At 31.9% G+C, this 24,682-nt stretch carries 21 protein-coding genes; 13 read left to right on the forward strand and 8 right to left on the reverse strand.

The window, feature by feature from the left end; all coding sequences use genetic code 11:
* Positions 1–32: 32 nt before the first annotated feature.
* Complete coding sequence (tamL, locus tag ABD077_RS10360) at positions 33–2,291, reverse strand: translocation and assembly module lipoprotein TamL (RefSeq protein ID WP_343912241.1); 2,259 nt, start codon at positions 2,289–2,291, stop codon at positions 33–35.
* Positions 2,292–2,293: 2 nt separating this feature from the next.
* Positions 2,294–7,273 carry a translocation/assembly module TamB domain-containing protein gene (locus tag ABD077_RS10365; RefSeq protein ID WP_343912242.1) on the reverse strand — a complete coding sequence of 1,660 codons (4,980 nt, stop codon included), beginning with the start codon at positions 7,271–7,273 and terminating at the stop codon, positions 2,294–2,296.
* Between the two features lie 221 nt (positions 7,274–7,494).
* Between ABD077_RS10365 and ABD077_RS10370 the strand changes: the two genes are divergently transcribed.
* Together ABD077_RS10370 and ABD077_RS10375 are read left to right on the forward strand one after the other, a co-directional pair.
* The gene (locus ABD077_RS10370) at positions 7,495–8,070 is read left to right on the forward strand and encodes a pentapeptide repeat-containing protein (protein ID WP_343912243.1); all 576 of its coding nucleotides are present in this window, start codon (positions 7,495–7,497) and stop codon (positions 8,068–8,070) included.
* A gap of 19 nt (positions 8,071–8,089) precedes the next feature.
* The gene (locus ABD077_RS10375) at positions 8,090–9,064 is read left to right on the forward strand and encodes an alpha/beta fold hydrolase (protein ID WP_343912244.1); all 975 of its coding nucleotides are present in this window, start codon (positions 8,090–8,092) and stop codon (positions 9,062–9,064) included.
* 20 nt (positions 9,065–9,084) lie between these two features.
* Here ABD077_RS10375 and pdxR read toward each other — a convergent pair whose 3' ends face one another.
* The gene (gene pdxR, locus ABD077_RS10380) at positions 9,085–10,575 is read right to left on the reverse strand and encodes a MocR-like pyridoxine biosynthesis transcription factor PdxR (RefSeq protein WP_343912245.1); all 1,491 of its coding nucleotides are present in this window, start codon (positions 10,573–10,575) and stop codon (positions 9,085–9,087) included.
* A 73-nt stretch (positions 10,576–10,648) separates the two neighbouring features.
* Between pdxR and ABD077_RS10385 the strand changes: the two genes are divergently transcribed.
* From ABD077_RS10385 to ABD077_RS10395, 3 genes are read left to right on the forward strand one after another with little or no spacing between them, the layout of a single operon-like run.
* Positions 10,649–11,314, forward strand: coding sequence for a pyridoxamine 5'-phosphate oxidase family protein (locus tag ABD077_RS10385; RefSeq protein ID WP_343912246.1), 666 nt, complete (start codon positions 10,649–10,651; stop codon positions 11,312–11,314).
* Positions 11,315–11,324: 10 nt separating this feature from the next.
* Positions 11,325–11,615, forward strand: coding sequence for a DUF1272 domain-containing protein (locus tag ABD077_RS10390; protein ID WP_343912247.1), 291 nt, complete (start codon positions 11,325–11,327; stop codon positions 11,613–11,615).
* Between the two features lie 2 nt (positions 11,616–11,617).
* Complete coding sequence (locus ABD077_RS10395) at positions 11,618–12,133, forward strand: GNAT family N-acetyltransferase (protein ID WP_343912248.1); 516 nt, start codon at positions 11,618–11,620, stop codon at positions 12,131–12,133.
* Here the strand turns inward: ABD077_RS10395 and ABD077_RS10400 are convergent, their stop codons facing one another.
* The 5 genes from ABD077_RS10400 to porX all read right to left on the reverse strand — a co-directional run bounded on the left by ABD077_RS10400 (position 12,134) and on the right by porX (position 16,935).
* The gene (locus tag ABD077_RS10400; protein WP_343912249.1) at positions 12,134–12,508 is read right to left on the reverse strand and encodes a hypothetical protein; all 375 of its coding nucleotides are present in this window, start codon (positions 12,506–12,508) and stop codon (positions 12,134–12,136) included. It lies immediately after the preceding gene.
* A 114-nt stretch (positions 12,509–12,622) separates the two neighbouring features.
* Complete coding sequence (locus tag ABD077_RS10405) at positions 12,623–13,822, reverse strand: alanine dehydrogenase (RefSeq protein ID WP_299601862.1); 1,200 nt, start codon at positions 13,820–13,822, stop codon at positions 12,623–12,625.
* 153 nt (positions 13,823–13,975) lie between these two features.
* Entirely contained in the window at positions 13,976–14,500 is a 525-nt protein-coding gene (locus ABD077_RS10410; RefSeq protein ID WP_343912250.1) for a hypothetical protein, read from the reverse strand.
* A 375-nt stretch (positions 14,501–14,875) separates the two neighbouring features.
* Entirely contained in the window at positions 14,876–15,280 is a 405-nt protein-coding gene (gene tsaE / locus ABD077_RS10415; protein ID WP_343912251.1) for a tRNA (adenosine(37)-N6)-threonylcarbamoyltransferase complex ATPase subunit type 1 TsaE, read from the reverse strand.
* A 104-nt stretch (positions 15,281–15,384) separates the two neighbouring features.
* Positions 15,385–16,935: a T9SS response regulator signal transducer PorX gene (porX, locus tag ABD077_RS10420; protein ID WP_299601854.1), complete on the reverse strand. Its 1,551-nt coding sequence runs from the start codon at positions 16,933–16,935 to the stop codon at positions 15,385–15,387.
* 195 nt (positions 16,936–17,130) lie between these two features.
* Between porX and ABD077_RS10425 the strand changes: the two genes are divergently transcribed.
* The 8 genes from ABD077_RS10425 (at position 17,131) to sucD (ending at position 24,652) form a co-directional block, all read left to right on the forward strand.
* Positions 17,131–18,360: an HD domain-containing protein gene (locus ABD077_RS10425; RefSeq protein WP_343912252.1), complete on the forward strand. Its 1,230-nt coding sequence runs from the start codon at positions 17,131–17,133 to the stop codon at positions 18,358–18,360.
* Positions 18,361–18,385: 25 nt separating this feature from the next.
* Complete coding sequence (gene lpxD, locus ABD077_RS10430) at positions 18,386–19,414, forward strand: UDP-3-O-(3-hydroxymyristoyl)glucosamine N-acyltransferase (RefSeq protein WP_343912253.1); 1,029 nt, start codon at positions 18,386–18,388, stop codon at positions 19,412–19,414.
* A complete protein-coding gene (locus ABD077_RS10435; protein WP_343912254.1) occupies positions 19,407–20,810 on the forward strand; it encodes a bifunctional UDP-3-O-[3-hydroxymyristoyl] N-acetylglucosamine deacetylase/3-hydroxyacyl-ACP dehydratase in 1,404 nt (467 codons plus the stop codon). The genes lpxD and ABD077_RS10435 overlap by 8 nt, the downstream gene beginning before the upstream one ends.
* 48 nt (positions 20,811–20,858) lie before the next feature.
* Positions 20,859–21,641, forward strand: a complete 783-nt coding sequence (lpxA, locus tag ABD077_RS10440) for an acyl-ACP--UDP-N-acetylglucosamine O-acyltransferase (RefSeq protein ID WP_343912255.1) — start codon at positions 20,859–20,861, stop codon at positions 21,639–21,641.
* A gap of 35 nt (positions 21,642–21,676) precedes the next feature.
* Positions 21,677–22,243 (forward strand): elongation factor P, encoded by a 567-nt coding sequence (gene efp / locus ABD077_RS10445; RefSeq protein WP_343912256.1) that lies wholly within the window; start codon positions 21,677–21,679, stop codon positions 22,241–22,243.
* Between the two features lie 29 nt (positions 22,244–22,272).
* Positions 22,273–23,211, forward strand: a complete 939-nt coding sequence (locus ABD077_RS10450; RefSeq protein WP_343912257.1) for a UDP-3-O-(3-hydroxymyristoyl)glucosamine N-acyltransferase — start codon at positions 22,273–22,275, stop codon at positions 23,209–23,211.
* Complete coding sequence (locus tag ABD077_RS10455; protein WP_343912258.1) at positions 23,204–23,611, forward strand: nuclear transport factor 2 family protein; 408 nt, start codon at positions 23,204–23,206, stop codon at positions 23,609–23,611. The genes ABD077_RS10450 and ABD077_RS10455 overlap by 8 nt, the downstream gene beginning before the upstream one ends.
* Positions 23,612–23,779: 168 nt before the next feature.
* Positions 23,780–24,652 (forward strand): succinate--CoA ligase subunit alpha, encoded by an 873-nt coding sequence (gene sucD / locus ABD077_RS10460; protein ID WP_299601834.1) that lies wholly within the window; start codon positions 23,780–23,782, stop codon positions 24,650–24,652.
* The last annotated feature ends 30 nt before the right edge of the window (positions 24,653–24,682 follow it).

A 24,682-nucleotide genomic window follows, 5' to 3' on the forward strand; every position in this document is an offset into this window, starting at 1 on the left:
GATAATCGTAAAAATCCACCTTGGGGAATTAATTAAAAAGGATATCCAATAGCAAAATTTAATATAGAGTTAGAGACATTAAAATCAATTTTATTTTCGACATCAGCAGGGTCTAATAATGGAGCTGCTAAATCAAATCGGATTACAAAATTCTGAATATCAATTCTTAGGCCTACACCAGTACCTATTCCTAGTTCACTAAGGAAATTAGAAGAAAATTCTCCTCCTGGTAATGAATCATTTTCATTTGTTAACCAAACATTACCAGCATCAACAAAAACAGCGCCTTTTAAATAAGGGATTATTGGAAATCTATATTCTAGATTTGCTTCTAAGCGAATGTCCCCTGATCTATCAAAGAAAGAACCCGTATCATTATCATCAGGTGTATATGTTCCAGGTCCGATAGATCGAATTCTAAACGCTCTAACGCTAAACGCACCTCCAGAAAAATATTGCTTAGAAAAAGGAAGAGTTTCAGAATTACCATAAGCCAAACCCCAACCTCCAAATAATCGAGTTACCAACTTTTGATTGTTTCCTATGCTAAAATGATATCTAAAATCAATATCAGCTTTAACGTACTGAGCGTATTCCAATCCTAAAAATGTATTGATATTTTCTTCATCACTGCTATCAAAAAGGCTCACGGTATTACCCGCAATATCAAAATTGAAGTTGAAGAAAAAAGGATTGCTAATCGATGAATCATTTAACTCATTATAAGTAAAAGAATAGGTAAGTCCAGCAATGAATTGTTGATTAAAGCTCGTCTTTAAAAACTGATTTTCTTCAAGTATTTGTTCAAACTCTTCGGTAGTATTAGATAAGTTTACATAATTGAGACTAATTGGATTTAGTTCATGATTAACAAAACGATTGGCATTCCAGCTATAACCAAATGTGGTATTAAAAGAGTTTAAACTGTATAGCTTACTTCTGTTAAGATATTCGAAACCAGCACTAAGTATAGTTTTTGGAACCGCATATTGAAAACGATCTACAATTTTAATAGGGAATAATAATCTGGGAAATACTAAATCAGATTTCAAACCTATTTGTGTACTGCTTAGACCACTATTTTCTCCTCCAGATAATTGAGTTTCAAATCCAAGGGAAGCGGTTATATTTAAAGTTTCTCCTCCTCTAAAGAGATTTCTGTTAGCATATGTGACGAGTAAGCTTGGACCAGTAAAATTGTTAGATTTCGATAAAGCTTGTAGCTCTGCTCTTATTGCTCTTTTATTAAGTGGTGACAAATAAATATTTGCTCTAAGATTTCCTTCTTCTTTTCCTTGTTTTCCTGTGGTAAGCACATCATATTCAATATTTACAAACTTATATGTTCCTATAGAAGATAGCCTGTTACTTGTTCTTTTGGAAACTGAAGGATTATAAAATTGATTTTTTTCGAAGAGTATATAGGGTTTTAAATACTTTGGTTTGAAAAAATCTCTATTTTCTATAAAATTGATATTTGAAAATTGAATAGTATCTTTTGAATTACTATCTGTATGGATTGTATAGTTTGGATATACATTAATATTACTAATGCGGTAAGGGATTAGAGATTTTTCGGGAACATTTTTCTTTAATCTCAGGAACAAATCGTAATGTTTGGTTTTATATTGATTGGTATCCGCTTCAAAAATCAAAAAATCTGAATTAAAGTTATAATATCCTCTAGCTTTAAGAGTCTTATCAATTCGTTCTCTTTCTAACTCAAAAAGCGCTAGGTCAAAACGATCTCCTTTTTTTATTGGACTCTTGGAAAAAATGTCTTTAATTTCTTTTGAGATTGGAAAGGGAATAGAATCTAATCTGTAATTTTTTAAAATATAAGGTTGATTTACTACTACATTGTATGTAATGGATGCGTAGGAACTATCTGTTGTAATTTCAGAGTTTATTCGATTTCTAAAAAAACCTCTATTCTCTAGGCGATTATTGATTAATTCTTCGATGCGTGATCTATCTATATTAGAAAGGTATACAGGTTCTTCACCAAAATTCTTGTACAAAAATTTATTAATGAATCCAGGATTATCTTTTTGGTTTTTATAATGCGCATATAAACCAAGTTTAATTCCTAACATTTTTGAGTTGGGTTCAGGTCTTATAACAGATTCAATTTCCTTTTCAATTATGTTAAGATTTTTGATCTTGGAATCTGATTGTAAAGACAAGGAAGCACCCGTATAAAGTTTTTCATTATTAGGTATAAAACGTTTCACACCGCAAGAAGACAGAAGAACCATAATACTGATGAATAATAAATATCTCTTTTTCAAGTCTAATTTTCTTTTGATTTTTGATTTTTTAGTTCTTCTTTAATGGATTTGGAAAATAACTCTTTAAATTCATTAAACTCTCGGTTAAAAATAAACGCAATACCCGTTACAATCAATTGTCCATCAATAACACTTTCAAATTCATTTTTTCTAAATCCTTTAAGCCGATATCTTCCATTTTTCGTTAATAGATATTCTAGGCTAACATTGCCTATTACAGGTGTTGTTTCTGCTGAGTTTTGACTACTTCCTTCAATATCAACATCACTTCCTACTTGTACTATTAATCGATCGTTGAATAGTCTTTTTTGCGCATTAATTTCTAGTTGTGTTCTGTTTTGTGCAGCATTACCTTGATAATCAGTATAGCTGTTTAGACCAAAATCTAATTCGACTCCAGTATCTCCAATTAGTTTATCCGAGAAGCTATTGAGCTGGCCAGATAGTACTTTGTTTACATTATCTCTAGCAATGGACACGGCACCACCATTACTTCCATCACTACCAGCATCTGGAAAAAATCTATTTAAAACTAAAAGAGAAAATACTTGTTTATTAAGTTCTTCTTCTTGACTGTTAAGTTGTTGTACCTGTCCATATACTTCTCCTCCTAAACTACCTTGTTCGTTCTCAGGCATGTCTAGTTGGAAAGAAATTTCTGGTTCCAAAAGCTGACCATCTACGTTTAGATATACTAGAAATGGTAGTTTTTGACGAAACTGATTTGTAATGCCAGAAGATTCTCCAGATGTTTTTGCCGCCATCAGAGAAGCTGCAGAAGTTTCTACGTTATAAATAGCGGTTACATCAAGTTTAGCATCTAATGGGTCTCCTAACCAGGTTATAGAACCTCCTGGAGCTATTTGAAATCTTCTTTTTACTATATTGTAAAGACTTACTTCATAGTGTCCATCAGTAATATTATATCTTCCGGTTAGCGTAGTTCTACCGTTTGGTTCCATTCCAAATTTAAGTTCTCCTTCACCCGAGATCTGAAAATTATCTTTACTACGTTCGTCAATAACAATCTTAAAAACAGAACCTTTATCAATTTTTAATTTAGTGTTGATGTCATATCCCTTTAATAATGTATTAGCATATCGATCTTCTTCTACTCGAGTTATAATAGCATCAGGATTTTTCCGATTTACAAATACAACGATACCTTCACGTTCTTTAATTTCAAGCTCTGATTCAGGAACTATTAAAGTAAAATTGGAATCTTCATCGATGGCTAAATCACCTTTGATTTTAGGAATATCTAAATTTCCTTCTATATCTAAATCGGCTGTTATTTTTACATTTCCAAAGAAGAGATCATTGTTTTCTCTTGTAGCATTTAGTATCTGAAAGTTTTTCGTGTTTAGTGAAAGGTTAAAATCTGGATTATTCAAGTCTTTCGTACTTATTTTACCGTCTAAAGAAAAAGTATTTAAATTTTCATCTGCAATGGTGAAATTGTTTAAGGTTATATCTGTATTTGTAATACTTATATTTTCTTCTGGTAAAGTAAATCGTGTATTTAGAGAATTGACTATCATACTTGTGTTTTTAAAATGAAAAGTGCCGTTATAAATAGGGTCTAAAGCAGTTCCTTTAATTTTTGTACTACCACTAATGATACCTTTAGTCTTTGAGATTTGCTGGTCCATAAACTTTTCCAATACCTGAACTTGTAATTTTTCTAGGTTGAGATCAAAATTTATTTCCGACTCATTTTCTTTAGTCTGATAATCTCCATTGAGGTTTAATTTTACATTTTCTCCATTTAGTAATAAACTCAGATCATAATTTTGAAAGCTTTTAGATGTAGCGTCTAGTGTAAGGTCTCCTAAAGTAATTCCTTTTACTTTTAACTCTTGAACATTTAGGTCTGCAATAAGACCAATTTGTTCAAAAGGGTTTTCAAAAATAATTTTACCATCTATAATACCATTAGCAAGAATTTCATCATCGCTAAGGATGGAAGTAAATGTAGATGCATTGAAATTGTAAAAAGAAATACCTATATGCTTTTTATCATTTTGAGAGTCATCTGAACTAATAATCAATTGTTGTTGATTTTGTTTTATTTCAAAATCTTTAAAATCTATATAATTTTTAGCTATGGTAATTTGGTTATTTGAGGAAATAGACCATGGATTTTTATCAAAAACAATAGATTTAGGGTCGATATGATAATATAGTGTGTCTTTTTTTAGTTGTAGTTCAGACTTAACAGAAGCAATCCTTTCAGTTTCGTTATCGGTGCTAAAATCCAAAAGTAAAGTTTGATCTTTTAAAACTCCTTCAAAAGCAGTTTTATTGATTTGGATAGGATCTGATACTATACTGTTCCAGCCTAAAGAGAATTTTACATCCTTCTTATCGGCATCTATATTCAGACTAAGGCTATCTATACTACTATTATTGTAATTAATAGACGGTGCATCTAAATTAACAATTAATTTTTCCTTGTCTTCACTAAAGTAAAGATTGGCAGTGATAGAATCTAATTCTTTAATACCTGGTAATAAAACATTACTTAAGATAGGTTTTTCTCGTACAACCAAATCCATTGTGATCTCAGCCGATTTTTGAATAGTATCTTTTATTTTATTTTCAGAAATATATGTTTTTAGTCTATTTTGTATTGAATGTATTATTTGATCAACTCCGGTATTAGCTAAGATATTTGCATCCAAAAATTCACTACCTATCAATACTTCAGATGTATTAGAATTACTTAAAGCATCAAATTTTATATCAGCTATTTGATAAGGTTCATTGTTCTTTACTACCAAAGCATCCGTGATTTTAGAGTGTAACCTAAAATCCTGAGAGTTTCCTGTGTAATCGAAAGATATTTTACATTGTGTTTTTATAATATCATTGGTGATAATACCTAAACCATTCAGATCGGCACCTGCAATATTCAAAAAACCATTTACCTTAGGTGAAATAGAATCTAAAACTAAATTTGTATTTAAAAGGAAATTTAAATTTCTATCTTTAAACTTAGCATTAACATTCCCTTTACCGTTAACTATTTCGCCACGTAATTTAAAATCAGAGAAGTTATATTCATTAATTGTTATTTCTTTAAATTCAGAATCTAAGGATGCATTCAACGTATTTAGGGAGGATCCTGATCCTTTTATTTGTGCATTTAAAGTTATGGAGCCAAGTTGTTGGTTATTCAATAATTTTTGTAATTGAAATTTATCTACAGACACATCTCCATTGAATGAAATCTGATCCTTATTACTGTAATTGCCGCTTAGAAGAACAGATCCCATTGAAGATTTCAACAAAGTATTTCCGTCTAAATCATTTACATGTCCTGATATATTACCTTCTATACCGATTTCTGAAGGAAGATTTATTCCATAATCAGATTCATTAATAAATGCTTTTAAGTTCTGTTTTGTGGAAATAAAATTATACGAAATAGAGTCAAACTGTATTTGATTTTCGGTTAGAAGATTTTTTAAGTTACCTTCTAACTGTATTCTTGTGTCCTTACCCCAATATAAATTAGGTATGCTAGTTTTAAAATCTGAAATTTTCCCTTTTAACGTTAGAGATCCGTGTAATTTTTTTTGTGCTAATGAATCGATATAATTATTTTGAGCTAAACTGGATTGAAAGTAGTAAGCATCTTTAATTCCTAAATTAAGTGTATCTAAAGTTATATCAAATATTGCTTTCTCTGGAGAGTTAACTAATGTAAAAAGAGAGTTGTATTGTATGTCAAAATTACCTTTTATATTACTTTCATTTGTCTGCATATAGACTTTTTCTAACTTTGTTGATGAGGTCTCATCTATAGTTATTACAGAAGAAAGATGCTTTAACTTAAAACCACTATGATCTGTAAATGCAGTTTTTTGTAGGTTTACGCCAGCTTTTCCTTTAGCAATATTCAGATTCTCTGCTTTTAATAAAATGGATTGTAAAGAAATATAGTTGGGATCAAATTGTTTTTCTTTTCTAAGAGTGGATTTGTTTTGAAACAAAAATGAATTATTTTCTAACGAAATAAAGTTAATATTCAATGTTAAATCGGGCCATTGAAAAGGCGACTCCTTTTGAGGTTGATTTTTTTTTGAATTACTTAGTGACTTCAATAAAATCTTAGAATCATCAAATTTAAATTCATTGATACTATATTCCTGATCTATAAGATTAATATAACTATTTTCTATATCCAGTTTTCCAATATTTGATGAAAAGGTAATACTGTCGGGAACGGATTGATAAAATATATTTACCTGATCAATAGAAAAATAGTCTATTTTAAACTTTGGTAACTCTGTATTATTCGATTTTGTGTCAGTACTGGTTGTAGTTAATTTTGTTTGTTTGAATCGAATATCTGAATCACTAAAGTAAAATCTTCTAATTCCGAAATTCTTGGTTAATAGGTCAAAGGTTTCCACATCAAAAGAAAGTTCGCCTAGTTTTATAGTGCTATCTATACCTGCAGTTTCGTCTAAAAACAACACCTCGAAATCGGTAAGAGATACGCCTCCAATAATTATTGGAACATCAGAAGATGTTTTTGTAGTATCTGTTTGAGTCGTAAATGACTCTAATATAAAATCAAAGTTATAAGATTTAGTATCTTTTTTTCTGGTTATATTAGCTTTCACTCCATCCCAATCTAATGATTTTAGATGATAGCTCGTTCCTCTAATAAGAGGTAGTAAAGCTATTGATGCTTCTAATTTTTTTGAATAAAGAAGCGTGTCTTGTTTTTGATCTTCTATATAAAACTCTTCTAGTAAAATATTACCAGAAAAAGTAACGTAAGATTTACTAAGTTTTATAGTGGTTTTGGTCTCATTTGATAGATAGGAGATCAGTTTATTTACAATAATTTCTTGTCCCCATGGACTTCTAATAAAAAGTATGATAAACACGAATAAAGTTACCAGAATTATTAAAATTTTAGCTATCCTTTTTATCCATTTATATTTTTGTTTTTTGACTTTATTCACAGAAGGAATTACTTGTTACGTGATTTTAAACAAATGTACATTGTTAAAAGTTAATCTAATTCGAATTTTATCTTAATAAGATCTTAACCATATGGATTGGTGTAAAAGTTTTGTCATATCAGTCAATAATAAATTTCTTAGTTAAGATTTATGCTTAATTTTACTTTGATCAAGTGATAGTTTACAAAAAGAATTAGTTTTTAAAAATTTTACTTTTTGATATGAATGATATGTTAGTAATCGAGAAAAACTTTATAGATCAAGATTTCTCAAAGCAAAAATTACCTGGTAATGAGTATGATAATTGCGAGTTTGTGAATTGTAATTTTTCAGAAGCAAATATGTCTGTAATTACTTTTATGGAATGTAGTTTTACCGATTGTAATTTTGCGAATGTAATGCTTAAAGAAGCATCGTTTAGAGATAATTGTGTTTTTAAAAATTGTAAACTGTTAGGAGTAAACTTTAGTAGTTGTAATCCTTTTATGTTTTCGGTGAGCTTTGATGGTTGTGTATTAGATTATGCTTCTTTTTATGCTTTTGAACTCAAAAATACTACTTTTAACAACTGCAAACTCCTTGAAACTGATTTTGCCGAATCTGATATTACTGGTTCAATTTTCAATAATTGTGATTTAGCCAAAACTATTTTTGAACAAACCAACGCTGAAAAAGTTGATTTTAGCACAGCCTTTAATTACACAATCAACCCTGAAATAAATAAACTGAAAGGAGCAATTTTTTCTAAAACCAATTTACAAGGATTACTGCATAAATACCAACTTTTTTTCAAGTAGTCCATAAAATCTTAAAACCATGAGAAAATTTAAAAGATATAGGAAGCTGCTTGTTTTTCTTGCCTTGATCTTCTTATCATTATTCTTTCTAGCAGATTTTGATATTCCTGTAGAAGAGTTAAAAGAAAAATATACCTATTCATATTCTAAGTTTGTAGAAATCGATGGAATGAATGTCCATTATACAGATCAAGGATCTGGTTTTCCGATTATTTTATTACATGGTAGTGGAGGATCGCTGCATACTTGGGAAGGTTGGGCAAGTGAGTTAAAAACAAATTATCGTGTGATAAGCATAGATTTACCAGCTTTTGGGCTAACAGGTCCACATACGCGAGGAGATTATTCCATAAATAGTTATACAAAGTTCTTATACGATTTTGTAAACAATTTAAAACTTGATAGTTTTCATCTAGCAGGTAATTCGTTAGGTGGAGGTATTGCTTGGAATTTCACATCGGATTATCCAGAAAGAGTAGATAAATTACTATTGTTAGATGCTTCTGGTAATAGACCAAAACCAAAGAAACAAACCACAGAGAATACAAAAAAGAAAGGTAGTAGTTTTTCTGTTTTCAGATTAGCGCGTATTCCTGTAATCAATAAGTTATTTCTCTATTTTACACCAAAATCTATAATTCGTAATAACTTAGAACAAGTATACTATGATGATCGTAAAGTAACGGATACTTTGGTAGAGCAATATCACGATTTTGCATTAAGAGAAGGTAATCGCCAAGCTTTTATGGATAGACTTATAATGACAAGAGGAAAAGATACATCACATAAACTAAAAGAGATAAATAACTCTACACTTATTCTTTGGGGTGAAAATGATCGTTGGATTTCTGTGAACTCTGCCTATAAGTTTAATGAAGATATCCCAAACTCTAAGTTAGTAATCATGAAGAAAACTGGTCATTTACCAATGGAAGAAAAGCCCGAAGAAAGTGTGAAAATAGCTATGGATTTTCTTACCGAAAGTTTGAAGTAGTTCTTTTAGAGGCGAATTCTTTATATACGTTCCATCACCTTTTCTAAAGTGTTAATAACCGTTCTTATTTCATCTTTATCCAATGCTGCAAAGCCAATTCTAATACCATTATGTCCAGAATTATCATTGTCATAACGTCTCCATTCTGGATTAAAAGCAACGTTGAGTTTTAGAGCTTCGGCCATAACAATATCCCAATTATATGGTTGTTTAAGTCGAACCCAAACAGCCATACCACCATTAGGAACTTTAAAATCAAAATAGTTATCTAGCTTTTCGCTAATTAAATTACAAAATAGGTCGCGTCGTTCTTTATAGATCTTTCTTACTTTATTACTATGTCTTTGTACATCGCCGTTCATAATCATTCTGGAAAGTGTTTGTTCTAGTAAAGTATCACCTTGTCTATCTAATATTCTCCTCAGTCTTGCAGCTTCATCAACTACTTCTTTTGGAGCAATAAAATAACCAATTCGAAGTGCTGGAGCTATAATTTTTGTAAAACCACCAATATAAATTACATTTCCTTGCGTGTCATTACTAGCTAACGGTAAGATAGGAGCATTACTGTAATGAAAATCATAGTCGTAATCATCCTCTATAATAGCAAAATGATATTGTTGAGCCAGATCCAAAAGATGCATGCGTCTTTCTGCTGATAACGTTACTGTAGTGGGATGGTGATGATGGGATGTTACGTATACAGCACTAACCTTTTGTTGTTGGCATATACTTGCGATCTCACTAGTATTGATGCCGTTATCATCTACAGAAACACGTTTTATAATACCATTGGCTTCCATAAATGTATTGTCGGCAGTCATGTAATTTGTGTTTCCAGTGATTATTGTATTTTGATTATTAAGTAATAATTGACTGGCAAGGTAAATTCCCATTTGACTACCTCTAGTGATTAAGATGTTGTCTACAGTTGTTTTAAGACCTCTGCTTTGATTCAGATAGGAAACTAAGGCTTTTCTTAAATTTAGATTTCCATATGTGTCACCATATCCCAAAAGTTCTTTATGATGGATTTTGTTAGCAATGTTCCTATAATTTTTTGCAATGTCTTCTATTGGAGCTAACCGATGGTCAGGTACTCCTTCATCTACTTTTAGAGGAGCATGAAGAGCTTCAATTCCTTTTATGAATAGATGGTCTCTTTTCTTAAAATCAAAACCTACGGTGCTATGAGTATTAGAATCAGGAAGATGTTGAAATTCTTTAGCTTTGATAATCGGAAGGTTCTTACTTACGAAGGTTCCCTTAGCTGGGATACTTTCTATCCAATCTTGAGACATCAATTCATCATAAGCAGCAACAACCGTTTTTCTGTGGATTTGTAAATCTTCAGATAATTTACGAGACCCAGGAAGCTTTGTCGACGGTGCTAATTTTCCAGATTTTATGAATCCAATCATCTGGTCACACAGTTGTAGGTATAAATGACGATTAGAATTTCTATCTAATTTAATATTGCTTTTAAAAGGAAATACAACTGGACTACCCATTATATGATAACTGGATTAGTATATGAGTCCATAAAACTAATAATTTTGAATCAAATCAAAAAATGAACAAGAAATGTCAGAATATCAAATAACAAAACTTAATAAAGTAGTCAGAGGATCAAAAAGAGCAACGTATAATATAGAAGAGATTCATCAGATTTTAGATGACACTTTCTTATGTCATATAGGCTACGTTTGGAGTGATGGTGCTATTGTAATACCTACCGCTTATGGAAGAGATGGAGATACCATTTACATTCATGGATCATTAAAAAATAGGATGATGACTAATTTATTGGAAGTAGGTAAGGCAAGTATTTCAGTAACACATTTAGATGGTTTGGTAATGGCAAGATCGGCATTTCATCACTCTGCGAATTACAGATCTGCTACTATTTTTGGAAATGTAAGAAAAGTAGAAGATTCCGAGGAAAAAATGAAAGCTCTACAGTGTATTCTTGATCATATGGTTCCTGGACACTGGAATAATATTCGACAACCCAATACTAAAGAAATTAATGCTACTTTAGTGATGGCTATCAAAATAGATATGGCATCTGCCAAGGTAAGGGCAGAAGGTGTAGTAGATGAGAAGGAAGATCATGAATTACCAATCTGGTCTGGTGTGATTCCGATCAAGCAAGTTGCCTTAGCTCCAATATCAGAAAAAGATCTGAAAGAAGGAATATCAATTCCTGAATCGGTATCTAAGTATGTTGCTAAAAATAAGTTATCCTAATTTTTATATTATGTTAGAAATAAGACCTTCTTGCGAGAATTGTAATAAATCATTGCCTAATGATAGTAGCCAAGCTATGATCTGTACTTTCGAATGCACGTTCTGTAAGGATTGCGTAGATACTATCTTCCTTAATGTATGTCCTAATTGTGGAGGAGGTTTTACCAAAAGACCTACAAGACCGTCGCATTTATTGGAAAAATACCCAGTGAGTTCCAAGGTTATTTATAAACCGGTGGATATGAGTTTATTTGAGAAATTATTGATTCGGTTTAAAGATATTCAGGCTAGAAAACGATAATAATGAATATAACAATAAGAATAGCTACCATAGAAGATGTAGAGGACATTTCTTTTTTAGGAAAAAAGACGTTTGATCAATCATTTGGTTATCTTTTTAAGGATAAACAGGATCTTTCAGACTATTTAGAAAGAACATTTTCCTTAGAAAATCTAAAAACTAGTATTGGCAAACCTCATAATATATTCTGGATTGTATTGTATGACGATAAGCCTGTTGGATATGCAAAAATTCAATTGGATACTCCATCAGAATTTATAGCGTCTAATAAAGTATGTAAGTTACAAAAGCTCTATTTGATGCAAGATTATCTATCAAAAGGCATTGGAGGACAATTACAACAATTAATTCTGGAAAAAGCTAAAGAAAGTTGTGATCATATATGGTTGTCTGTTCTAAAAGAAAATACAAAGGCGTTGGCTTTTTATCAAAGAGATGGTTATAGGATTGTTGGAGAACATCCTTTTAGTATTGGTAAAGAGAATTTTGAATTTTGGGTAATGAGTAGGGATTTATAACTATTTATTGATTTCGAAAGAATTTATCTTGGCAATAGAATCACAATTAGCAATCAATAGACTAACTAATTTTTCTTTTGCGATACCTTCTATAAAATAAGTTTTACAAGAATCTAGTTGGGTATTGCTCTTGCCGAAATCTACATTCCCTGAAACTAAAATCGACGAAATATCAGCAGTATCAATACTATTATTGCGCATAGCAGTCAATACCTCTTCAGAAAATAGACGTTCTTTAATTCTAATATTTTTAAGAACTCTGGCATTGGGAGAATAATCACAAGATGCATTTTTACCACCTAGAAAAAAGAACAACAAAAACAATCCTATAATAAATCCGAAAAAATAAAATCCAAGTCGATGTGCTAGTTTCATATACTATAAAAATCAAAGCCCAAAAGTACAGAAAGTTTACCGATTTAAATAGGCTTTGTATCCCAAAGAATCTGCAAATTCATATGGTATAAACTGATCAAATATTTTATGTTCTTAGAAAATCAATAAATTAATATCTCTGTAAGAAAGATCGAACCAATCTGCTATGGATTTACTGGTTAAAATTCCATGATAAAAATATAATCCACTTTTTAATCCTCTATCAAAACGTACTGCATTTTCAATACCGCCTTCGTCTCCAATTTGAAGTAAGTACGGTGTGAAAATATTACTAATGGATAGGGAAGAAGTCTTAGCATAACGAGATGGAATGTTAGGTACGCAATAATGCACCACACCATGTTTTTCGAAAGTAGGATGGTCATGAGAAGTAACTTCGCTAGTTTCGAAACAACCACCCATATCTATACTTACATCGATAACCACAGCTCCTTTTTTCATGCGCTCTACCATCGTTTCAGAAACAATAATTGGAGATCTGTTTTTACCGCGCACTGCTCCAATCACAACATCACATCGACGTAATGCTTTTAATAGGTTTTTGGGTTGTATGGTTGAGGTATACAAAGGTCTTCCCATATTGGTTTGTATGCAACGTAATTTGGTAATAGAATTATCAAATATCTTTACATTAGCACCAAGTCCAATAGCGGATCGTGCTGCGAATTCACCAACTGTACCAGCACCAACAATCACAACTTCGACTGGTGGAACACCACTAATATTACCCATCATAAGTCCCGAACCTTGGGTAGCACTGCTCATTAATTCTGAAGCAATGAGTACGGCTGCGGTTCCTGCTATTTCACTTAGAGCTCTTACTGCTGGATATGCACCATCAGCATCACGGATAAACTCAAAGCCAAGAGCAGTAATTCTCTTTTTTGCCAGTTCCTGAAAATAGACTTTGGATTGCGTTTTTAGCTGTAATGCAGAGATTAAAACCGTTTGTGGATTTATATGTTCTAGCTCTTCTAACGAAGGTGGTTCTACTTTTAGGATTATCGGACAACCGAAAACCTTAGTAGTATCTTTTGTGATTTCGGCACCAGCTTCACTATATTCTCTATCAGTAAAACTTGCACCAATACCTGCGTTAGATTCTAATAGTACTCTATGACCATGAGCTGTTAATGCAGCTACAGCATCAGGCGTAAGACATACACGCTTTTCCTGATAGCTGGTTTCTTTTGGGATACCTATGAATAGTTTTCCTTTTTTCTTTGCCACTTCAATCATTTCTTCCTGCGGCAACAGTTGTTCCTTGGTAAAAGGAGAGGTTGGTTTACTCATTTGTGTGTCATTCTGTATCTCAAATTACGAATAAAAATGAATAGCATCCAAATTTAGTATTACCGTATTTGTAATAAAAACATTCGTAAGATATATAATAAGTGATCTCTACTATGATTAATTAACGGACTCGCAAATAATTGAATACTAGTTTTAGCGCAATCTATTCCACCATGATTTTTTATTAGACTTTTTTAGGGCATCCAATTCTGATAAATCGATGTTATGAATTTTATCAAAAACCTTAGTTCTAATGCTATATACAATGCTTAAAACTATTATTACTACCGGTGTTAAATAGTAAAAATGTTCACTGTCAATATATTCCGAATCTTCCAAAATGATGAAAGTTAATTGAAATGAATACAAAGCAATAGGAATTAATATTACTAGATACCACCAGTGCTTACAGGTAAAAAACCAAACGATAAATAGTGATAAAGGGATTAATTTACCTAGTAAAACCCATACAAATACATTTACACTTTCGTAATATTTACTTTGATAGGTGAAAAAAGAATTTTCCCAGATGGCACCATCTGGGAAAATATCATTAATGTAAAATAAAAATGGTATTGTCGCTATTAAAATAACAACAATATTAGTTAGAGCCAGGTACTTTGATTTTTTTCTTTTCGATAAAAGTTGGGGTTGAATTTCCTTTTTTGATTCTGTCATTTTGTGTGATTGAGGTATCGGATATTAGTTGGGTTTGGTTTTCTACATCGGAGATCATGTAGATTGATAAGCTAAAGAAAAAACTGAAAAAAAGTGTTGTTGTGATTTTCATTATAATAGGGATTTAATTAGTTATGGTCCCAAACATATAAGAAAATCTCACTGAGAATCGAATCAAAAAAATTGTAATTTTGCAAGCCGTAAGCAAGCATTTTTAGTACTGAAAAAAAGTATACTTCTTACGTAGAAACTGTCAAAAAACATATTTTTGTCGATTAAATACTTGTAAAAAACAACAATAAAAATAGTTTTTTATTAGTGTAAGAAAAAGCGTTAGTCTGTTAAATTTTATTAAAACGGTTTTTTTAACATTTTTTACCCCAATAATAGTACTCTTTTACCATCGTCTTGAAGCTCAATTTTAACTTTAACACTATCATTTGGTAATAAATTAGCAATTTTTTCAGGCCATTCTATAAATAACCAAGCATTAGAATCGAGATATTCTTCAAAACCGATATCGTAGGCTTCCTCTTCTTGTTTGATTCTGTAAAAATCGAAATGATAAATGGTGTCTTCTTTACCTTGATATTCGTTCACTAAAGAATAGGTAGGGCTGGAGATGGTGTCAACAACACCTAATTGTTTGCATATTTCTTTAATTAATGTTGTTTTACCAACTCCCATTTCTGCATCAAACAATAATGTTTTGTGAGTGGCATTTTCAATAATTTCTTCAGCTGTTTTTGAGAGCTCTTCTAAGGTGTAGATAATCTTCACAGTACTATTTTTTGTTAGTGCAACATACTACATAAAATAAGAGTATGCAATATGGTAATTTCATATCGCATACTCTGTATAAGTTTTGTTGTAAAATATTTAGTTTACCTTGGTTTTAATACCGCAAAAGGAATAATCATTTCTTCTAAGGATACACCTCCGTGTTGATAGGTATTTCTGTAATAACTTACATAATGATTGTAATTATTAGGATACGCAAAGAAATAATCACCTTTGGCAAATATGAAAGAACTACTCATATTAATAGAAGGCAAATGAATAGTCTTTGGATTTGTAGCGGCCAATACTTCTTTATCTTCATAAGTAAGACTTTTACCAGTCTTATATCTTAAATTTAAACTAGTGTTTTTGTCACCTATTACTTTAGAAGGGTTTTTAACGTTAATAGTTCCATGATCAGTAGTGATCAATAGTTTGAAGCCCATTTGCTGAGCTTGTTGTATCATTTCTAATAAAGGCGAGTTTTTAAACCAACTTTGGGTCAGAGATCTATATGATTTGTCATTAGAAGCTAATTCCTTTATAACTTCCATTTCTGTTTTACTGTGTGATAACATATCCACAAAGTTGTATACAACCACAGTTAGGTCATTATCCTTCAGTCCTTTAAAATTAGCGGCTAGAGTTTTACCGGATCTTTCGTTTGTAATTTTATAATATTCGTGTTTAATATCTAATCCTAATCGTTGCAATTGCGCCGTTAAGAATTCATTTTCGTTCATGTTCTTACCACCTTCATCTACATCATCTAACCATAGATCAGGATGTCTCTTTTTCATATCAGCTGGCATTAACCCAGAAAAGATAGCATTTCTTGCGTATTGTGTGGCAGTTGGTAAAATACTGCAATACGATAATTCTTCTTCTTTCTTGTAATAATTATTTACAATAGGTTCAAAAGCTTTCCATTGATCATACCTTAAATTGTCTATTACAATAAATAACGTAGGTTGCTCTTTGCTAAGTTCAGGAACTACTTTTTCTTTAAATAAAGTATGCGACATGATTGGCGCTTCTTCATTACCATTAAACCAATCAGGGTAGTTTTTGTCTATAAATTTACAGAACTGGGAATTAGCTTCTACTTTTTGAGATTCCAAAATCTCAAACATTCCAGTATCTTCTATATCCTCTAATTGGATCTCCCAGTACAACAATTTTTGATACAATTCTACCCATTCAGAATAAGAGTTTACCATCGCCATATCCATAGCAATCTTTCTAAATTCTTGTTGATAGTTAGAGGTAGTCTTTTCGGATACTAACCTAGAGTGATCTAAGTTCTTTTTTAAACTCAATAAAATCTGATTAGGATTTACAGGCTTAATAAGATAGTCAGCAATTTTACTTCCGATAGCTTCTTCCATGATATATTCCTCTTCACTTTTAGTAATCATTACTACAGGAAGACTATCATTTTTTTCTTTAATCTCTGCTAAAGTGTCTATTCCAGAAAGTCCAGGCATGTTTTCGTCCAAAAATACAATGTCAAAGTTTTGGTTTTCTAATGTTTCTATGGCTTCTGTACCACTTTGACATTTGGTAACCTCATAGTTTTTCTTTTCCAAGAATAATATGTGTGGTTTTAATAGATCAATTTCATCATCTACCCAAAGTATCTTTATGTTGCTCATGCGATGTTAATTTTATATGTTTATGAATAATAGTTAACCGTAATTAACTACTATTATTTAGATATGTTTCGTATATATTAGTGACTCTTTCTTTTTTCAAGAATTACAATTTCACGTTTTAAATATAATATGTTAATTGATAATTCGTAATTCTAACAGTAGAAATATATATTTGTTAACAAAAGTATAGTAAACTTGAAAAAAAGAAATAAGCTTAAAATATTAAACGATCCAATTTACGGTTTTATTACCATACCTAATGAACTAATTTTTGATCTTATTGAGCATCGTTACTTTCAGCGATTACGAAGAATTTCGCAAATGGGATTATCCTATTTGGTATATCCAGGTGCTCATCATACACGATTTCATCATGCATTAGGATGTATGCATTTAATGCAAAATGCAGTGCGAGTACTTCGTTTTAAGGGAGTTCAGATATCCTCTGAAGAGGAAGATGCATTGTACATAGCTATTTTACTTCATGATATTGGTCATGGTCCTTTTTCTCATGCCATGGAACATAGTATAGTGAATGAAGTAAACCATGAATCCATTTCTCTAATGTTTATGGAAAAAATTAATGCTGAATTTAACGGGAGTTTAACGCTCGCTATTCAAATTTTTAAAGGAGAATATCATCGCAATTTTCTTCATCAGCTAATTTCTGGACAATTAGATATGGATCGTCTGGATTATCTAAAGAGAGATAGTTTTTATACAGGTGTTGCAGAAGGAAATATTAATAGTGAACGTTTGATTACCATGCTCAATGTGGTAAAAGATGAATTGGTAGTAGAAGAAAAAGGAATATATTCTGTAGAGAAGTTTTTATTAGCACGTAGATTAATGTATTGGCAAGTATATCTGCATAAAACTAGTTTGGTAGCAGAAAGCTTATTAATTAGAGTTTTAAAAAGAGCAAAGGAGCTAGTAGAGCGTGGCGAAAAACTGCATGCTAGCAAACCATTGCTGTTCTTTCTGGAGAACAAAATTGATTCTGATAATTTTACAGATGAAGTCTTAGAAACATTTTCCAGACTAGACGATTATGATGTGGTGTCTGCTATGAAAGAATGGGCAACATCTGAGGATTTTGTTTTACGTAATTTATGTAAAATGATTATTGAAAGAGATTTGCTAAAAATCAAGATTAAGAAGAAGAAATTTAACGAAGAAAAAATAGAGAAGCGCATACAGGATTTTAAAGTTAAATCTAATATTTCTGAAGAAGAAGCCCGTTATTTTGTGTTTACCGGAATGATTGCAAATCAGGCGTATCATCAAAATAAACAGAATATTAATATCCTATATAAATCGAGCAAAATAGTTGATATTGTGAGTGCTACGGATCAATTTAATTTAAAGGCTTTGGCAAAACCGGTAACTAAATATTTTATCTGTTATCCAAAGTACATAGATTAAGACATTTTTTATATTTTTGTTGCTAATGATTTTTACAGCCACACAAATTGCAGGTATTCTAAATGGTGAAATCGAAGGAGATGAAACCGTAGAAGTATCGAAGCTAGCAAAGATAGAAGAAGGAACTAAAGGTTCGCTAACATTCTTATCTAATCCCAAATATACTCCGTATATATATTCTACCGATGCATCCATTACTATCGTGGATAAAACGTTCGAAGCAGAATCAGATATAAAAACTACTTTAATACGAGTAGATGATGCTTATAAAGCGTTTTCGCAGTTACTAGATTATTATAATATGGTAAAAATGAATAAGACAGGAATAGAACAACCTAGTTTTATTTCTGAAAGCGCGAAGTACGGAGAAAATATGTATTTAGGCGCATTTTCTTATGTAGGAGATAATGTAACCATTGGAGAAAATGCCAAAATTTATCCTAATGTATATATAGGAGATAATGTTACTATTGGTAATAACGTTATTGTTTTTGCTGGAGCAAAAATATACTCCGAATCTGTTATTGGTGATGAATGTGTTATTCATAGCGGTGCTATTGTAGGAGCTGATGGTTTTGGATTTACACCAAATGAGAAAGGAGAATATAGTAAGGTACCGCAAACTGGTAACGTAATTATAGAATCCAATGTAGATGTAGGAGCAGGAACGACTATAGATCGTGCAACCTTAGGATCAACTATAATTAGGAAAGGAGTAAAACTCGATAATCAAATCCAGATTGCTCATAACGTAGAAATAGGAGAGCATACAGCAATTGCTGCTCAAACTGGTATAGCTGGATCTACCAAAATTGGTAAACACTGTTTAATTGGTGGACAAGTTGGTATTGCTGGACACCTTGTTATAGGAAATAAGGTAAGAATCCAGGCACAATCCGGAATAGGAAGAAATATAAAAGATGGAGAAGCGATACAGGGATCTCCAGCCTTAGGGTACTCAGACTATAATAAATCTTATGTACACTTTAAAAATTTGCCCAAAATTGTTGATAGAATATACAAACTTGAGAAAAAGATAGATGACAATGAGTGATTCCGTTGTAAATAAACAAAGAACTATTCAAAAAGAAGTGGAGCTAAAAGGAGTAGGGCTTCACACGGGAAAAGAAGTAACACTAACCTTTAAACCGGCTCCTGAAAACCACGGATATGCTTTTTGTCGGGTTGATTTAGAAGGTAGTCCAATCATTGAAGCAGATGCAAATTATGTTGTTAATACTCAGAGAGGAACAAATCTTGAGAAAAACGGTGTAAGTATTCAAACTTCAGAGCACGTGCTTGCTGCTTGCGTTGGGTTAGAAATAGACAACCTTTTAATAGAATTAAATGCTTCGGAACCACCAATAATGGATGGGTCTAGTAAGTTTTTTATAAAAGCTTTAGAAGAAGCCGGTATTGTAGAGCAGGAGGTAGAAAGAGATGAATATGTTGTAAAAGATGTTATCTCTTATACGGATGAAGAGTCTGGTAGCGAAATTATCGTAATGCCTTCGGATGAATACCAAGTGACTACTATGGTGGATTTTGGAACAAAGGTTTTAGGAACTCAAAATGCATCTTTAAAACATATTTCTGATTTTAAGGAAGAAATTGCAGATGCCAGAACCTTTAGTTTCTTACATGAATTAGAAATGTTGTTAGAACATGGCTTAATTAAAGGAGGAGACTTAAACAATGCCATTGTGTATGTGGATAAAGAGTTGAGTCCAAACACTATGGAAAAGCTTAAAGTTGCTTTTGGTAAAGAATCAATAGCTATAAAGCCTAACGGTATTTTAGATAATCTTACATTGCACTATCCAAATGAAGCCGCTAGGCATAAGTTATTGGACGTCATAGGAGATTTAGCGCTTATAGGTACTCGCATCAAGGGAAAAATTATAGCGAATAAACCAGGGCATTATGTGAATACACAATTTGCTAAGAAATTAGCAAAGATCATTAAGATCGAAAAAAGAAATAAAGTTCCGCAATTTGATCTCAATAAGGAACCTTTAATGGATATTAATAAAATTATGTCTATGCTTCCTCATAGACCTCCATTTTTATTGATTGACAGGATTTTGGAGATGTCTGATAGACATGTAGTGGGAATGAAAAATGTTACTATGAATGAACCTTTTTTTGTAGGACATTTTCCTGGTGCGCCAGTAATGCCAGGTGTTATGCAAGTTGAGGCAATGGCTCAGACCGGAGGGATTTTAGCATTAAGTACCGTTCCAGATCCCGAAAATTATTTAACTTATTTCATGAAAATTGATAAAGTTAAATTTAAGCAACAAGTACTTCCAGGAGATACCTTAATATTTAAATTAGAATTGCTAACTCCTATAAGAAGAGGTATTTGTCATATGCAAGGTTTTGCGTACGCTAATGGAAAATTGGTAACAGAAGCAGAACTTATGGCACAAATAGTTAAATCAAAATAATTATTTAGTATATTTTAAAGTTATATACTAACATATAAAACGAAATTCATGAATCAGCCTTTAGCTTATGTTCATCCTGGTGCAAAAATTGCAAAAAATGTAGTTATTGAACCTTTTACAACGATTCATAATAATGTAGTTATAGGAGAAGGGACTTGGATTGGTTCCAATGTTACTATTATGGAAGGTGCTCGAATAGGAAAAAATTGTAGTATTTTTCCTGGAGCAGTTATATCAGCCGTGCCTCAGGATAAAAAATTTAATGACGAAGATACCACCACAGAAATAGGGGATAACACAACCATTAGAGAGTGTGTTACAATCAATAGAGGTACAACGGATAGAATGAAAACTAAGATTGGAAAAAACTGTTGGATTATGGCGTATTGTCATATAGCTCATGATTGTATAGTTGGTGATAATTGTATTTTTTCTAATAATAGTACTTTGGCAGGTCATATTAACGTTGGAGATCATGTGGTATTAGCAGGTATGGCTGCTGTTCAGCAGTTCTGTAGTATAGGAAATCACGCTTTTGTAACTGGTGGTTCTTTGGTAAGAAAAGATGTACCTCCTTACGTAAAAGCCGCTCGTGAACCACTTTCATACGTGGGAATTAATTCAATTGGTCTGCGAAGAAGAGGTTTTTCTACAGAAAAAATCAGAGAAATACAATCTATTTATAGAATCTTGTACCAAAGTAATTATAACAACACTCAGGCAGTAGCAATAATTGAAGCTGAAATGGAAGCTACACCTGAAAGAGATGAAGTTTTAGAGTTTATAAAAAACTCACAAAGAGGTATCATGAAAGGATATTTCTCTAATTAGAATAAATAATAGATAATAAGTAACAAAGAAAAGCGATGGCAAATACTAGTGATATAAGAAATGGATTATGTATAAGATATAATCATGATATCTATAAAATTGTAGAATTTTTACATGTAAAACCAGGTAAAGGTCCTGCTTTTGTTCGTACTAAGTTAAAAAGTGTAACTACAGGAAAAGTAATTGATAATACTTTTTCTGCAGGTCATAAAATAGATGATGTACGTGTAGAGACTCATAAATTCCAGTTTTTATACGCAGAAGGTGATACTCATCACTTCATGAATACAGAAGATTATAATCAGATAACATTAGAAAAATCTACGTTAGATGCTCCAGAATTATTAAAAGAAGGAGAGGTTGTGACCGTTATAATTAATTCTGAGGATCAAATGCCTCTTTCTGTAGAAATGCCGGCGAGTGTTATTCTTGAGGTTACAGCTACAGAGCCTGGTGTAAAAGGAAATACAGCAACGAATGCTACAAAACCTGCTACCGTAGAGACAGGAGCCGAAGTTATGGTACCTCTTTTTATAAATGAAGGAGATAAAATTAAAATAGAAACAGAAAAAGGTACTTATAAAGAACGTATTAAGGAGTAATTCCTAGTTTTTTTGAATTTTGTTTTAAAATGAAGTTTCCTCAAACGCATACACTGCAACAAATAGCTACTATTATCTCTTCAGAGTTTGTAGGTAGTCCAGATTTTCCTGTAGAAGGCATGAATGAAATTCATGTCGTAACTCCAGGCGATATTGTTTTTGTTGATCACCCTAAGTATTATGATAAAGCCCTAGAAAGTGCAGCAACGGTTGTATTGATAAATAAAAAGGTAGACTGTCCTGAAGGAAAAGCTTTGTTGATATCTGATGATCCTTTCAGAGACTTTAATAAACTAACAAACTACTTTAAACCTTTTGAGAAGGCAACAGCTGTGATTTCTTCCACATCTACAATAGGAAAGAATTCAATTATACAGCCAGGAGCTTTTATTGGAAATAATGTAGAAATTGGTGATAATTGTTTAATTCATGCTAATGTAAGCGTTTATGATGGAACAGTTATAGGTAATAATGTAACGATCCATTCAGGTACTGTATTAGGAGCTGATGCTTTTTATTATAAAAACCGACCAGAGGGATTTGATAAGCTAGTTTCTGGTGGGAGAGTAGTCATAGAAGATGATGTTGATCTTGGATCTTTATGTACTATTGATAGAGGAGTAACTGGGGATACCACTATAAAAAAAGGAACTAAGATTGATAATCAAGTACACATTGGTCATGATACAATCATTGGTAAAAAATGCTTAATCGCCTCACAAGTAGGTATTGCGGGATGTGTAGTTATTGAAGATGAAGTAACCTTGTGGGGACAAGTAGGTGTTACTAGTGGAATTACTATAGGAACAAAAGCAATTGTTTCTGCCCAATCCGGGATTAGTAAATCCTTGGAAGGTAATAAAAGTTATTTTGGAACACCTGCAGATAACTTTAGAAAAAAATATAAAGAGATTGCTGCGATCAGGCAAATTCCTGAATTAATAGAAAAATTGAAGAGTAATGAGTAAAACAGCAAAAGAGGTAGTTAAATCCTTTTACCAAACGGATTTAATACATAATATTGAAGCCTTTTCTGAATATTTACATCCGGAAGTAGAGTTAAATTGGAATAGTAGTTTTGGGTACAATAAAAAAGGGTACGAAGACATTAAAACAATGTTTAAAGAAATGTCAAGTTCCTTTGAAACTTTCAAATGTGAAATAAGTCATCTTTTGGAAGAAAATGGTATGGTTACAATTAGATATACTTATCTAGCTAAAACTATAGAACAACCGGATACGGAAGAAGTCATTGCTCATTTTATTGCTATTTGGGAGCTAAAAGATGATAAATTATATAGAGGTTATCAGATAAGTCAACAAGGAGATACTTCTCAAGAAAATTTAAAATCGTTTTTAACGAATTAGTTTTATTCATTTCTAAGAAATCATAGTTTGTTTTTAAAAAAAAGTGGCATGAATATTTAGATAAAATTAAAAAGTGTAAAAAAAATATTTTTTTGACTTTTCATTTTAACTATCGTATCCAAAACCGTACTTTTGAAACTGCTAAAAAATAAAAAAAATAATAACGCAATGAGTGTTCTAGTAAATAAGGATTCTAAAATAATAGTTCAAGGTTTTACAGGTAGTGAAGGTACTTTTCATGCAGGTCAAATGATTGAATACGGTACAAATGTAGTTGGTGGTGTTACTCCAGGAAAAGGAGGGCAAACTCATCTAGATAAACCAGTTTTTAATACTGTAGAAGAAGCAGTTAAAGAAGTTGGAGCAGATACTACTATTATTTTTGTTCCGCCAGCATTTGCTGCTGATGCCATTATGGAAGCTGCTGATGCAGGAATAAAAGTTATTATCACTATAACCGAAGGAATTCCAGTAGCAGATATGATTACTGCTTCTAATTATATAAAAGACAAAGGATGTAGGCTTATTGGACCTAACTGTCCAGGAGTAATCACTCCAGGAGAAGCAAAAGTAGGTATCATGCCAGGATTTGTTTTCAAGAAAGGAAATGTTGGGATCGTTTCTAAATCGGGAACATTAACTTATGAAGCTGCTGATCAAGTGGTTAAAGAAGGTTTAGGGATTACAACAGCTATCGGAATTGGTGGAGATCCAATTATTGGGACAACTACAAAAGAAGCTGTAGAATTATTGATCAATGATCCTGAAACAAGCTGTGTTGTAATGATTGGAGAAATCGGAGGACAATTAGAAGCTGATGCTGCACGATGGATAAAAGAAAGTGGTACTACGAAGCCTGTTGTTGGATTTATTGCTGGTGAAACTGCACCTGCGGGTCGTACTATGGGACATGCTGGAGCTATAGTTGGTGGAAGTGAAGATACTGCCGCTGCTAAAAAGGCAATTATGAGAGAATGTGGAATACACGTTGTAGATTCTCCAGCCGAAATTGGAAAGAAAGTAGCTGAAGTTTTAGGCTAGTTAAATAGATATCATCCTTAATTTATTTTA

It is taken from the genome of Aquimarina litoralis, assembly GCF_039523995.1.
Lineage (GTDB): Bacteria > Bacteroidota > Bacteroidia > Flavobacteriales > Flavobacteriaceae > Aquimarina > Aquimarina litoralis.